The sequence below is a fragment of the Citrobacter sp. wls829 genome (genome assembly GCF_005280825.1).
Taxonomy (GTDB): domain Bacteria; phylum Pseudomonadota; class Gammaproteobacteria; order Enterobacterales; family Enterobacteriaceae; genus Citrobacter; species Citrobacter gillenii.
Window position 1 is genome coordinate 82388 of the sequence record NZ_SZWP01000100.1, and the last position, 14019, is coordinate 96406.

At 55.1% G+C, this 14019-nt stretch carries 7 protein-coding genes and 3 tRNA genes; 4 read left to right on the top strand and 6 right to left on the bottom strand.

Annotated elements, in window-relative coordinates:
• Positions 1–37: 37 nt before the first annotated feature.
• Both tcdA and mltA read right to left on the bottom strand, forming a co-directional pair.
• A complete protein-coding gene (gene tcdA, locus FDW88_RS19265) occupies positions 38–844 on the bottom strand; it encodes a tRNA cyclic N6-threonylcarbamoyladenosine(37) synthase TcdA (RefSeq protein ID WP_135911469.1) in 807 nt (268 codons plus the stop codon).
• Between the two features lie 130 nt (positions 845–974).
• Positions 975–2072 carry a murein transglycosylase A gene (mltA, locus tag FDW88_RS19270; protein WP_096755869.1) on the bottom strand — a complete coding sequence of 366 codons (1098 nt, stop codon included), beginning with the start codon at positions 2070–2072 and terminating at the stop codon, positions 975–977.
• Positions 2073–2276: 204 nt separating this feature from the next.
• On the opposite strand from mltA, the gene FDW88_RS19275 reads away from it, so the two are divergent.
• The 3 genes from FDW88_RS19275 (at position 2277) to FDW88_RS19285 (ending at position 2693) form a co-directional block, all read left to right on the top strand.
• Positions 2277–2353 (top strand) — tRNA-Met (locus FDW88_RS19275).
• 152 nt (positions 2354–2505) lie between these two features.
• Positions 2506–2582 (top strand) — tRNA-Met (locus FDW88_RS19280).
• 34 nt (positions 2583–2616) lie between these two features.
• A tRNA-Met gene (locus tag FDW88_RS19285) sits at positions 2617–2693 on the top strand.
• A 74-nt stretch (positions 2694–2767) separates the two neighbouring features.
• Here FDW88_RS19285 and amiC read toward each other — a convergent pair.
• Positions 2768–4021 carry an N-acetylmuramoyl-L-alanine amidase AmiC gene (gene amiC / locus FDW88_RS19290; RefSeq protein WP_096755860.1) on the bottom strand — a complete coding sequence of 418 codons (1254 nt, stop codon included), beginning with the start codon at positions 4019–4021 and terminating at the stop codon, positions 2768–2770.
• Positions 4022–4246: 225 nt separating this feature from the next.
• Here amiC and argA point away from each other — a divergent pair, with 225 nt between their 5' ends.
• Positions 4247–5578, top strand: a complete 1332-nt coding sequence (gene argA / locus FDW88_RS19295) for an amino-acid N-acetyltransferase (RefSeq protein WP_096755859.1) — start codon at positions 4247–4249, stop codon at positions 5576–5578.
• A 47-nt stretch (positions 5579–5625) separates the two neighbouring features.
• Here argA and recD read toward each other — a convergent pair whose 3' ends face one another.
• From recD to ptrA, 3 genes are read right to left on the bottom strand one after another with little or no spacing between them, the layout of a single operon-like run.
• Positions 5626–7461 (bottom strand): exodeoxyribonuclease V subunit alpha, encoded by a 1836-nt coding sequence (recD, locus tag FDW88_RS19300; protein WP_137363180.1) that lies wholly within the window; start codon positions 7459–7461, stop codon positions 5626–5628.
• The gene (recB, locus tag FDW88_RS19305; RefSeq protein WP_137363181.1) at positions 7458–11003 is read right to left on the bottom strand and encodes an exodeoxyribonuclease V subunit beta; all 3546 of its coding nucleotides are present in this window, start codon (positions 11001–11003) and stop codon (positions 7458–7460) included. Before recB ends, recD begins: the two co-directional genes overlap by 4 nt.
• Positions 10996–13884 carry a pitrilysin gene (ptrA, locus tag FDW88_RS19310; protein ID WP_137363182.1) on the bottom strand — a complete coding sequence of 963 codons (2889 nt, stop codon included), beginning with the start codon at positions 13882–13884 and terminating at the stop codon, positions 10996–10998. The genes recB and ptrA overlap by 8 nt, the downstream gene beginning before the upstream one ends.
• Between the last annotated feature and the right edge of the window lie 135 nt (positions 13885–14019).

Here is a 14019-nt window from a genome sequence, read left to right on the forward strand (position 1 = left end):
ACCGTAGGTCGGATAAGTGTAGCGCCATCCGACACAATCAGGGTTGACGTGCGGCTTTCGCCATCATCTTCTTCAGTGCGTGAGACACGGCAACAAAGCCAAAGGTTGCGGTCACCATGGTGGCCGCGCCAAATCCGGATGCACAATCCATACGTTTCGGCCCTTCAGCCGTCGCCTTCATAGCACACACGGAGCCGTCAGCCTGCGGGTACACCAGCGCTTCGGTCGAGAACACGCAGTCCACACCCAGCTTGCCTTTACTGTTCTTCACCACGCCAAAATCGCTTTTTAGCCGCTCACGTAACTTCGCCGCCAGCGGATCCTGAATGGTTTTTGCCAGATCAACGACCTGAATCTGCGTGGGGTCGATCTGCCCCCCCGCGCCACCGGTGGTGACCAGCGGAATTTTATTGCGTCGACAGTAAGCAATCAGCGCCGCTTTCGGGCGCACGCTGTCGATAGCGTCAATGACATACGAAAAGCCCGCGTTCATATACTCAGCAACATTATCTGGCGTGACAAAATCGTCAACAACATTAACCCGACACTCTGGGTTAATCTGGCGTATCCGCTCGGCCATCACCTCAGCTTTCGCCTGGCCGACGGTATCTCGCAGGGCATGGATCTGACGGTTAGTATTGGTGACGCACACATCATCCATATCGATGAGCGTAATCGAGCCAATACCAGTACGCGCCAGTGCTTCCGCCGCCCACGAGCCCACGCCACCAATCCCGACCACGCAAACATGCGCCCCGGCAAACAATTGCAGGGCATTTTCACCATACAGACGCGCGGTGCCACCAAAACGCTGACGCCAGGCGTCGCTTATTACCACTGACATAGAACCTCAGATATAGAAAACAAAAAGAGCGGACAATGCCGCCCTGAGTGTCGTTTCATAGCCGGATGGCGCTTCGCTTATCCGGCCTACGCGCTAATTTGTAGGCCTGATAAGGCTAGCCGCCAGGCAACTAGCCGCTAAATACGTTACCCGCGCTGCCGGATGACTTCAGCACCCAGACGCGACCATAGTGATTATACCAACCTGCGCGATGTCCGGCATCGGCACCGATACCCTGGTAGATATCAAAGTGCTGGCCTTTGATAGCGCCACCGACATCCAGTGCCACCATCAAGCGCAGTTCATACTGACCGGTAAATTTGCCGTTATTATCCAGCAGCGGGACTTCTGCCAGTAACGTCGTACCGGCTGGAATAATGCTGCGATCGGAAGCAACCGATGCGCGGCCAATCAGCGGCACTGCGCTGGCACCTTTAACCGGAGCATAAGATTGTGGTTTAAAGAAGACGAACGACGGGTTTTGCTCCAGCAGCTCACGTACTTCGGCTTCGCTGTGTGTTTCGCCCCAGTGGCGGATCGCCTGCATCGACATATCTTCTTTCTTCACTTCGCCACGGTCGATCAGTACTTTACCAATACTGCGGTAGGCATGACCGTTTTTCCCGGCATAGCTAAAGAAGTTAAGCGGGCTGCCATCGCCGAAGTCGATATAGCCGCTACCCTGCACATCCATAATGAAGTTATCCATCAGGGAGTTGCTGTAGGCCAGAATATAGTTGTCACTCAGCGCCCCGGCGTAGATTTCAGCACGCGTTGGTAAGCGTCCGCGTTTTGGCGGCATGCGGTAGATAGGGTACTGAAATTCCCCCTGACGCGTATGGCGCGCCTGGATGACCGGCGTGTAGTAGCCGGTGAACTGAACGTTACCATAGTTATCCGCCCCTTCCATTTGCCAGGCATCAATACCGAACTGGCGCATACTGCGCGTATCACCGCCCGCGCGTAACCATTCCTGGATAGCGTTGTAGACGTTGCTCTGATTGCCATATAAACGCGGTGAGGAACTGCGGATCTGATTTACCTGCTCGGCAAAATCACCGGCATTGATCGGTGCGCCAACCGCATCGGGCTGATTCACCAGTGAGAAAGGCTGGGTCAATTTCCCGTCTTTATACTGCTGCCCACGATCGGTGGGTTTAGAGGAACACGCGGCGAGCATCACGACTACCGCCCCCGCCAGAAGATATTTTGCCCAACGTCCTTTCATTGTTCTCGTCTTAAGTTGCCTGAATGCGAGATGAAGATAACAAACCCCTGAACCTAATGAAATGCGAATACATACCTCAAGGCAAATTTTGAACAAAAAATAGACCGAAATGCGTTGTTTTTGTTCATTTTCATCCTAAAACAGTGATCCACGTAAAAAAAGGTTGCATGAAATCGTTAGCAGAGTATAGTGCGCATCCACGGACGCGGGGTGGAGCAGCCTGGTAGCTCGTCGGGCTCATAACCCGAAGGTCGTCAGTTCAAATCTGGCCCCCGCAACCAATTAAAATTTGATGTAAGATTTTTGCGAAGTAGTTCGAATCACAGCAAGGCGGCAACGCAGTGAATCCTTAGGAGCTTACTCCAGTAAGTGACTGAGGTGAACGAGGAAAGCCAACGCCGATGTGGTTTGAAATACAAAGCAAAAAGACGGACGCGGGGTGGAGCAGCCTGGTAGCTCGTCGGGCTCATAACCCGAAGGTCGTCGGTTCAAATCCGGCCCCCGCAACCAATCAAATTTGATAAAATAGAAAGCAGTACGGTGACGCGGGGTGGAGCAGCCTGGTAGCTCGTCGGGCTCATAACCCGAAGGTCGTCGGTTCAAATCCGGCCCCCGCAACCAATACATTAAGCACCCTGACGGGTGTTTTTTTGTTTCTACGGCCCGTAAAAAAAGCGCTTTTCAGCGCTTTTTTGTTATCCCCTTCTTGCCAGCGTCGCCCCATCGGCAAAATACGCTTTGATCCCTGCCAGAATCGACTCCGCCACTTCCTGCTGGAACGTCGCTGTTTTGAGCTTACGCTCTTCTTCAACGTTACTGATAAATGCCGTTTCCACGAGGATAGACGGAATATCAGGGGCCTTCAGTACCGCAAACCCGGCCTGTTCAACCTGGTTCTTATGCAGATTATTCACCTTACCGAGTTTATTCAGTACCGCTTTACCAAACTTCAGGCTGTCGGCGATAGTCAGTGACTGCACCATATCAAACATAGTGTGGTCGACGTAGCGGTCACCACTCTTGCTGACGCCACCAATAAGATCCGAGGCGTTCTGGGTTTGCGCCAAAAATTTTGCGGCCGTACTGGTCGCGCCTTTGGTGGAGAGTGCGAACACCGACGAACCGCTGGGCTGTCGGCTGGTAAACGCATCGGCGTGAATAGAGACAAACAGATCGGCACGCTGTTTCTGAGCTTTAGCCACGCGCACCTTCAGCGGAATGAAGATATCTTCATTTCGCGTCATAAAGACCTTCATGTTGCCTTCTTTCTCAATCAGCGCGCGCAGACGGCGGGCAATTTGTAGCACCACGTCTTTTTCGCGCGTCTTGTATTTCCCCACGGCACCGGAGTCTTCTCCGCCGTGACCGGGATCGAGCATAATGACAATCGGACGATCGCGCCCCGCTTTACCCGGCTGTGGACCACTTTGCGCAGGCGGCACCTGCTTATCCAGATCGCCCTTGTTGTAATCTTCAAGCAACGCCAGCAGAGGATCCTGTACATCCTGGGCATTGGCCGGATAGAGATCCATCACCAGTCGTTCTTTAAAGCCCGCTACCGGTGCCAGCGCAAAAAGCTGTGGCTTCACATTTTGCTTCAGCTCAAACACCATACGCACGGTCTGCGGGTCAAACTGCCCGACTCTTGCCGACTTGATGTACGGATCGTCCGGGCGGATCTGCGTCCCAATCCCCTTAAGCACCGAGTTCAAATTGACGCCTTCAATATCTACCACCACACGCTCAGGATTACTCAGGGCAAACTGTTTGTATTTCAGCAGACGATTGGATTCTACCGTGACGCGGGTATAGCTGGAGGCTGGCCATACGCGCACCGCAACGACCTGACTCACGGCAGCCAAACCGACCTGACTGACGCTCAAAAGCCACATAGCACCCGCACCTTTCAGTAAACGGCGGCGACTGATTGCTGAATTGGATCCCGACATGCTTCTCCCGAGCAAAAGAAATCTTTAGTAGAGGTACGTCCGAATTGACCGGAAACTTTAACGAATGACGCATAATCTGTCATCTACAAAAGGGTAAACATTCTTTTTATATTCACGGCATTACTGGGAAAAATCTTTAGCAGGAATAAAAATTACGCTTGCGCACAACGTGAAAACAGAATAAAAATACACAAATTACGAATAATCATGCAATAGAGGTGTGCCGTGGTGAAGGAGCGTAGAACCGAGCTGGTACAGGGATTCCGCCATTCTGTTCCCTATATCAATACCCATCGGGGAAAAACGTTTGTCATTATGCTGGGCGGCGAAGCCATCGAGCATGAAAATTTTTCCAGTATCGTCAATGATATTGGACTCCTTCATAGCCTCGGCATTCGCCTGGTTGTGGTGTATGGCGCACGGCCACAGATTGATGCCAATCTTGCTGCGCATCATCATGAGCCGGTGTATCACAAGAATACGCGCGTGACCGACGCCAAAACGCTGGAGCTGGTCAAACAGGCAGCTGGTCTGCTCCAGCTTGATATTACTGCACGCCTGTCGATGAGCCTGAACAATACGCCCTTGCAGGGTGCGCACATCAACGTGGTCAGCGGGAATTTTATTATCTCCCAGCCGTTGGGCGTGGATGACGGCGTCGATTACTGCCACAGCGGGCGCATTCGTCGTATTGATGAAGAGGCGATTCACCGCCAACTGGACAGCGGCGCCATTGTTCTGATGGGACCTGTCGCCGTTTCTGTGACCGGCGAGAGCTTTAACTTGACGTCTGAAGAGGTCGCCACTCAGTTAGCCATCAAACTGAAGGCAGAAAAGATGATCGGCTTTTGCTCCTCGCAAGGGGTCATTAACGATGATGGCGATATTGTGTCCGAACTGTTCCCCAACGAGGCCCAGGCACGCGTTGAAGCCCAGGAAGCAATCGGTGACTACAGCTCCGGTACCGTGCGCTTCCTGCGGGGTGCAGTCAAAGCCTGTCGTAGCGGGGTACGCCGCTGCCACCTGATTAGCTATCAGGAAGACGGCACGCTGTTGCAAGAACTGTTCTCACGTGACGGGATTGGGACGCAAATCGTGATGGAGAGTGCCGAGCAGATCCGTCGCGCAACCATCAATGATATCGGCGGGATCCTGGAGCTGATCCGCCCGCTAGAGCAGCAAGGTATTCTGGTTCGCCGCTCGCGCGAACAACTGGAAATGGAGATCGACAAGTTCACCATTATTCAGCGCGATAACCTGACCATCGCCTGTGCCGCGCTGTACCCTTTCCCGGAAGAACGAATTGGCGAAATGGCCTGCGTAGCGGTGCATCCGGACTATCGTAGTTCATCGCGTGGCGAGGTTTTGCTGGAGCGGATCGCCGTGCAAGCCCGACAAATGGGGCTCAGCAAGCTGTTCGTGTTGACCACGCGCAGCATTCACTGGTTTCAGGAGCGCGGCTTTACCCCGGTGGATATCGACCTGCTACCGGAAAGCAAGAAAGAGATGTACAACTATCAGCGGCGGTCAAAAGTGCTGATGGCAGATTTGGGATAGTGGTCGTTGCCGGATGTGGCATAAATGCCTTATCCGGCCAACAAAACCTACTCTGTAATGCCGTCATTAAACAGCGCAGACAGCCCGCTGCGACGTTCCGTGCGAATAGCAACAGCCGCAGTTAATATCCGCTCATCGGCGTACAACGACAGGCGGCGGCGCGCGCGGGTAATGGCGGTATATACCAGTTCGCGGGTGACAACGGGTGAGTGCTGGCTGGGCAAAATCAACGCCGCATGATCAAATTCAGACCCTTGCGATTTGTGCACCGTCATCGCCCAGGTGGTTTCATGTTCCGGCAAACGGCTGGGCTGCACCGACTTGATGGACCCATCCGGCAAAGCGAACCATACCCGCAGCCCCAGCCCACGATCGAGCGCAATACCGATATCTCCGTTAAACAGCCCCAGCGAACTGTCATTACGCGCAATCATTACCGGTCGCCCCTCGTACCAGCGGGTATGCGCGGAACGCTGGATTTTACGTTTTTGTACCATCACCTGTTCAAGGCGTTCATTCAGTCCGCTTACGCCGAATGGCCCTTCTCGCAGGGCGCACAGCAGTTGATATTCATTAAATGCCTGAATGACAGCCCCCGGCTCTGCGCCTTCGCGCAACAACGTCAGGTAGCGGCCATATCCGGCTAACGCCTCTTCAAGCATAGCGACATAGTCTTCCCCGCTGCGCAGGGTACGTTTTTCAATATCGCTAAATCCCTGCTGGAATACCGTTTTCAGCGCGGCTTTATCACCGCGATTAATCGCCGACGCCAGCTGGCCGATACCGGAATCACTGCCGAAACGGTAGCTTTTTTGCAGCAGACAGAGGCTGTCCCGCAAAGAGGCGGCCTGGGTGCCCACGCCCGCCGGAATGGTGCTGCCGGTCAGCCGACTCAGCTGTTTTGCTCGTTCGGGGGTAAACCCGGCATTCACAAAGGCACAGATATCCCCCAGCACCGCGCCCGCCTCAACGGACGCCAACTGGTCGCGATCGCCAAGAAAAATCACCCGCCCGTGCGGCGGTAGCGCATCAATCAGGCGTGACATCATGGGCAAATCAATCATCGAGGCTTCATCCACCACCAACACATCAAGATGCAGGGGGTTGCCCGCATGATGGCGCAGGCGCTGGCTGCCGGGCTGCGCACCCAACAGCCGATGCAACGTACTGGCATCATCCGGAATGCGTTTCTTTTGCTCATCGGTCAGCGGCAGCTCACGCAGTGCCGCGCCCAGCGACGCGGTCAGACGCGCCGCCGCTTTTCCCGTCGGTGCCGCCAGGCGAATACGACAGCGCTCGCCGTCGGTCATCTGAATCAATGCCGCCAGCAGCCTCGCAACCGTGGTGGTTTTACCGGTGCCCGGTCCGCCGGAGATCACCGATATACGGCGAGTCAGCGCCACGGCCGCCGCCACTTTTTGCCAGTTAACGCCCTCTTCTGTTCGCGGAAAAAGCGTCTCCAGCGTCTGGGCCAGCCGCAACTCATCGACGTCGATGGCCTGGTTAACTTCACTGAAAAAACGGGCGACCGTACGTTCGTTATTCCACATCCGGTTCAGGTACAGGCGATCGCCGTACAGCACCAGCGGAGTAGGACGCTCGCCACGACTCACCGCCACGGAGGCCAGCAGGCATTCAGTCCAGTCTGCTGGCTCACCTGCTTCGCCTAGCCATGCGCTCAGCAGAGGATGGGCGTCTTCGCTTAAGGATAAACGGGAAAGCGGTAAACAGACGTGTCCCTCACCCGCTTCACGACTGAGTAGCGCCGCTGCCAGCGTGACCGCAGGGTTATCGTTACCGGCAACCGCCAGCGCAAACTGGGCATCCAGCGCCCGGAGCTGCTTTTGCTCTACCGCCTCCAGTAATCGCGTTTGGATTGTCATAACGTCTCCTCCAGTGTCGCACCGGCAAACATCTCGTCCATCAAGGCAACCAATTCTGCGTCAGGTCGGGTCGCGTAAATCCCCTGCTGCGGTTGTTCGCTGTCAACGCCGCGCAGGAAGAGGTAGATGACACCGCCAAAATGACGTTCATAGTCGTAGTCTGCAATGCGATGACGTAAATAGCGGTGCAGTGCCAGGGTATAAAGCTGATATTGCAGATCATAGCGATGTGCCTGCATAGCAGCGACCATCGCCTGCTGGGTGTACGCCGTACTGTCTTCACCCAGCCAGTTAGACTTGTAGTCGAGCAGGTAATAACGCCCCTGATGACGGAACACCAGGTCGATAAACCCTTTCAGCATGCCGCGTACCTGCATAAAGTCCAGCGGAGGACAGCCCGCCGAGAGCGGGTCATACTGGCGGATCAACGCATCCAGTTGGCTGGCAATCAGCGGCTGCGAAATCGGCAGATAAAACTCCATCTCCACCTGTTTTTCATGCGCTGAAAGTGCGCTCAGGCTCACGCCAGTTTCGTTGAGCGGCGCATGCAAAATGGCCTCCAGCCACGGGGTCAGAACCGGCGCCCAATGTGCATCATACCCGCCAAGCGCGAGTTGCTCCTGCACCCAAAGCGGGTCCACCGGCTGGGTAAAATCAAGCGCTTCAAACAGGCTATGCAAAAATGTGCCCGGTGACGCCCCACGCGGGAACTGGTGCGGCGTGAGTCCGGATTCCACAATCGCTTCACCGACGCCCGCCGCATCAACGTCCAGCCGGGGGATCAGATCCTGCGCGATACCGTGCCCGCGCTGTTGCAGGCCGGAATAACTGGTAACGCGCCAGTTATCGCCTGGCAGGCGCGGCAGCGTCCGCGCGCTCAACGGCTCGCGGCTTTCTTCAGCAGAAAGCCAGCGTTCGGTGTCCGGTTCATCAGGGACCCGACAGGCAATATCGTCACTACAAAGTGCATCAATGGCGGCGCGCAGTCCGGCAGCGTCCATCGGCTCGCCTTTTTGCAACAGACGGCCCAGCGCGCTTTGATGCACATCGGTGTCACCTTTTTTATCTCCCCGGCGGCGTACCAGCGGTGCAACGCCAAGGCTGCAGTGCCATACCGAACGGGTCAGCGCGACGTAGAGCAGACGCAGGTCTTCCGCCAGACGTTCAACCTCAGCCAGCTCGATGCTCTCATCAGCCTGGCTGAGATCCAGCACCGCTTCAAACGAACGGCGATCGTGATAGAACGCCTGATCCTGCACGCGAAAATGAGTGATGAAAGGCAGCCAGACCAGCGGGTATTCCAGCCCTTTCGATTTGTGAATAGTGACGATTTTGACCAGGTGCTTATCGCTTTCCAGCCTGAGCTGCTGGCTGGATGCATTGCTGTCCGGCTCAAGAATATGCTGGGATAACCAGCGCACCAGCGCATGCTCGCTTTCCAACTGCGAACCGGCTTCCTGTAACAGCTCGCTGATGTGTAAAATATCAGTCAGGCGACGCTCGCCTCCCGCCGTTGCCAGCAGGTTTTCCGCAATCTGACGCGCCGACATCAGCGCGCGAAGCATCGGCATCACGCCGCGCTTGTGCCAGAGCTGACGGTAGCCGTCAAACTCCTCGACTACCGCATCCCAGGCATGCTCATCATTATTGAGCGTTTCGATATCCTGCGCATTCAGCCCCATCATCGACGTTGCCAGTGCGCTACGCAGCGTATTTTCACGCTCCGGCGTCATCACCGCCTGCAATACCCACAGCAGTTCCTGCGCTTCGAGGGTTTCAAAGACGCTGTCACGGTTGGAAAGATAGACCGACGGGATCGCCAGTTGCGTCAGCGCATCGCGGATGAGCGCTGCCTCCTGGCGACTGCGCACCAGCACGCTGATATCCGACGCACGTACCGGTCGTGATGTTTTAGCGCTCGTCAGAAGCGCCTTGCCCGCGTGTCCGGCTTTCAGCCAGTCACGAATTTGCGTCGCGCAAACCCGGGCCATGTAATTCTGATAGTCACCGACACCGCAACTTTCCCCGTCCATCAACCACATGTTGATCGCTGGCTGTGTTTCACCGTTCAGGACAAACCGCAACGACTGATTTTTTTCGGCGGATTTCACCGGACTAAAGGGGATTTCGCGGAACATAAAGGCGTCGGTCATCTGGCTAAACAGCGTATTCACACCATTAACCATGCCAGGCGCCGAGCGCCAGTTGGTGTCGAGCGTGTAGTGCGCGCTCACTTCGCTGCGCGCCTTCATATAGGTAAAAATATCCGCGCCGCGAAACGCGTAAATCGCCTGTTTCGGGTCGCCAATCAGCAGCAGGGCCGTATCCGGCTGATGCTGCCAGATACGGCGGAAAATGCGATATTGCTGCGGATCGGTGTCCTGGAATTCATCAATCATTGCCACCGGAAAACGACTGCGGATGGCTGTCGCCAGTGCGTCGCCGCTTTCACTGCGCAGCGCCGCATCGAGACGACTGAGCATATCGTCAAAACCCAGCTCACCGCGTCGACGTTTTTCTGCAGCCACCGTTTCGCGGATCTCCGCCAGTGCCCGTGTGATCACCAAATCGCGAATGGTCAGCGGCTCAGCGAGCAGTTCATCAATGGCAACAAAGAGCGGATGCTGTGGCGTGATGCCGCCCGCTTTGGTACGTTCTTCCAGAAAACGCTGGGAGAATTTTTCCAGGGCATCCGGCAACTGATAACTTTGCGTTTCTTCCTGCGCCCAGGCGCTTATCTTCTCAATCCACTTGCCCTGATTACCCCGGTTAAATTTACGTCTGTCGATCCCCGAGGCTTCCAGCAATCCGTCCAGCTCATCAACCGAATCGCACCATTGCTGCTTGATTTGGTTGATGCGTGCGAGGATTTTTTCGTGTCGGGATGCCAGCGTTTCATCTGCTGACGGCGGTGCTTTAATGACCGGCGCTTCCCCTTGCAAGTAGCGATCGATATCCCTCAACAGCGCCTGCGGCCCTTTCCACGTTTCAAAAACCACCTGCGCAATATCGCGAGACAGCGGGTAGCAATGCCGACGCCAAAAGTCCGCGCAGGCCTGATAACGCAGCAGTGATTCATCTTCAATCAGCTGTTGTTCAAACAACATGCCGGACTCAAAGGCATTGAGACTGAGCATGCGCTGACAAAAACCGTGGATGGTAAACACCGCCGCTTCATCCATCTGTCGTTCAGCCAGCAGCAGCCACTGCGCGGCCTGCTTTTTATCGGCAATTTCATCTAACAGACGGACGTACAGCGGGTTTTCGGTGGTTTCACGCAGGCAAGCAATGCGCAGTTCATGGATGTTGCTACGAATACGTCCACGCAGTTCTTCAGTGGCCGCCTCCGTAAAGGTGACCACTAATAGCTCTTCGACGGTCAGCGGACGGGGAAAGGCGGCAGAGCCGCCCAGTCCAAGCAGTAAACGTAAATACAGGGCGGCGATGGTAAAGGTTTTACCGGTGCCTGCGGAGGCTTCAATCAAACGCTCGCCCGTCAGGGGCAAGCGGAGAGGATCAAGGGACTCAGCGGCATCATTCATTCTTTTCACTCATCAGGGGTAAGGTTTGCTGCAACGCGCTGACGGTCTGCCACACTTTCCAGCCTTCCGGGTGCACATAGTCTGCTTTCCCGTTCTGACTGCCGGAAACCTGTGACAGTATCGCCATGCCTTGCGGCTCAACCACCGCCTGATGGAAGAAATCGGCAAGCTTTTGCGGCGTCAGCAGTTTAATCTGAGCCACGATTTTATCACGTGAATCGAAGCGCATATTACCCCGATCGAAATCTTTGCTTAACTGCGAAGCTTCTGCCCCTAACGTTTGCGGCGCCTGCAGCATTTGCGCAATGATAGCCTGCTGAATTTGCGCGAACTCATCGGCTTTCATCGCCCGCAGCTTCGCTTCCGCCGTGGGGAAAAATGCTTTGTAGCGGTCCCACAAATAAGACGGCTGCTTGTCACTGCTTTGCAGCAGGAAGCCCATCCCCCACTGACGGCCTACGCTCATCGGGAAGGCAAATACGGCGTATCCCAACTGCTCTTCGGTACGCAGCTGATTGTAGAACCACGGCTGCACAATCTGTCCTAACATGGCGCTGTAGGCAGAGCTGGTGTATTCATCGTAGCCGGTGGGGACAAATACCGCCGCCAGCGCGGAGTCTGTGCTGCTGCCCGCTTTTTCAAAGATAACGGACTGCTTTTTGTCCACCACCACATCTTTGTTACGACACCACTCCGAGCCGTTAGCACCCAGCTGTTTCTGGATGTCCCGCGCCATGGTCTTCGCCTGCGCCTCGCTCATATTACCAATCACGAGGAATTCAGGTCGCGCCCCGGCTTTTAACGTGTCGCGGTAGGTCATCACCTCATTTAAGGTAATAGAAGGCAGCAGCTTACGGCGCTCATCACGCGAGAAGTACGGCACCTGAGAAAGCATCTGTACCGGCATAATCGCCTGGTCGTAGGCTTTGCCTTTTTCCGCAGAATCCATCATCTGCGCGTACCAGGATTTCGCCTGTTCCAGTTGTTCCTCCGTAGAGGTATAGCTGAAATAGCCGCTCAGCAGCGCCTGAAAAAGCTGCGGTAAACGTTGCGTATAACCGTTAGCGTTGAGCATCAAACCGTTGTTGGCATTGGTCGAGAAGCCAATACCGCCCACCGCAGCCTGATTACTCAACTGGTCAAGCGCAATGCCTGCCAGGTAATCGTTAAGCGCGAATAACACCTGGTTTTTGGCACTGTCCATCGCCTTCGGGTTACGCAGGATCACGCTGACATCGGCCTTCGGCTCAGTGGCAAAATACTGGCTCGGCGCATAGACCACGCGTAAATCCGGCTCATCGACGATCAGATCCGGACGCGCATATTTTTTATCCGCTTTAATCAGCGTGAAATCGTCAGGAATATAGGGGTTTAACTCCGGCAAAGACAGCGCAATGCCCTGCGCTTTTTGCTGCCAGTCAGCGAAGGTTTTATCGCTTATTTTATCGACCTGATAAGGCGCATCAACAAAGTATGCGGTTTTGTTGTGCGGCTCTTTTGGACTGATGTACCAAATACGCGCGTTCTGCGGCGTCATCATCGCCAGACGCTGCTGCACGGCTTTCGCATCGTACTGGTCGGCAATATTTACCGCATCCAGCGTATGTTCTACCGGAACGCGGATCATGGTATCTGCCAGCCATTCCACATAGTCCATATCACGGGTGATGGACGGATAGCGGAAGTCGAGATCCAGCACGTGCGCCAGTTCGTCGAAATAACGTTTATCGACGCCTTTATCGCGTAACAGGTTGAGATAGCTAAAGATGGCCGCGACCACTTCATCGCGATTCGCCAGGCCTTTGTCGGTTAAGGTCGCGGAAATGGCTAATACACCGCTGTTACCGTTGACCACCGGGTCAGAGTCCGCACGGATGCCTTCCACTAATCCCTGCTTTTGCAGCCAGTCAGACAAGGTACCTGGGCTGCGGTTGCCAATCAGGTACGTCACCAGCTCATCGGTTTTACTGCGAAACTGTGCGCTATTGTTATCAATACGAAACTCAATGCGCAGCACTTTACGCGGCATCGCCGGGACATAGTGGATTATGATGCCCTTTTGCGCGTCGGTAACTACCGGGACGGTGATTTCCGGCTTTTCGATATTTTTGTTTGGCACCCGTCCGAAGGTATCAGCGGCTATCCGCGCCAGTTCTGGCAGCGGTTTATTGCTGTAAATTACCGCCTTCATCACGTTTGCCGAGTAGTACTTTTCATGAAACGTCTGTAAAGCCTGCAGCACCGGATTACCCGGCTTGTCGCTCAGCGTTTGCAGGTTACCGCCGGAGAAGCGCGAGCCCGGGTGCGCCGGGTTGATGGTCTCGGCACTCACCTGCGCCATACGCATACCGTCACGGGTACGCGCCAGCGTCAGCTCAGAGTTAACGGCATTACGCTCGCGATCGGCATATTTTTTATCCAGCAACGGTTCGGCAATGGCGTCCGCCAGACGATCCACCGCCCCGAGCAGCGCGTCGTTTTCAACTTCAAGATAGAAAGCCGTGCGATAAGGCGCCGTGCTGGCATTGTGGCTGCCGCCGTGCATTTTAAGGAATTCCGCTAAGCTATCCGGCTGCGGGTATTTTTTTGAGCCCATCAGGCACATGTGTTCGAGGTAATGCGCCAGCCCCTGATGATCGTCGGGATCTTCCAGAGACCCAACGGGCACCACCAGTGCGGAAAGGGATTTCACAGCCTGGGGATCGGATACCAGCAACACGACCATGCCGTTGTCCAGGCGCACGGCCTGATACTGGCGGGTATCTTTATCGCTTTTACGGATGGTTTCAGCTAAGGGCTGCCAACCGGTATCTGCCTGACTTACGGGCGCCCAAAGGGCGACGAACAACAGTATTGCGCAAAACCAGGTGCTGCGGGGCATTCACAAACCTCATCATTAACGTATTCACCTGTTCACAGCAAACCACGCAGAAAGGCGGGGTCTGAACAGGGCAAGACTTTGTGCTGAACGAGTCAGCATCTTATGTGTAAGAATCAGTCCGTGACAGAAAGCGCA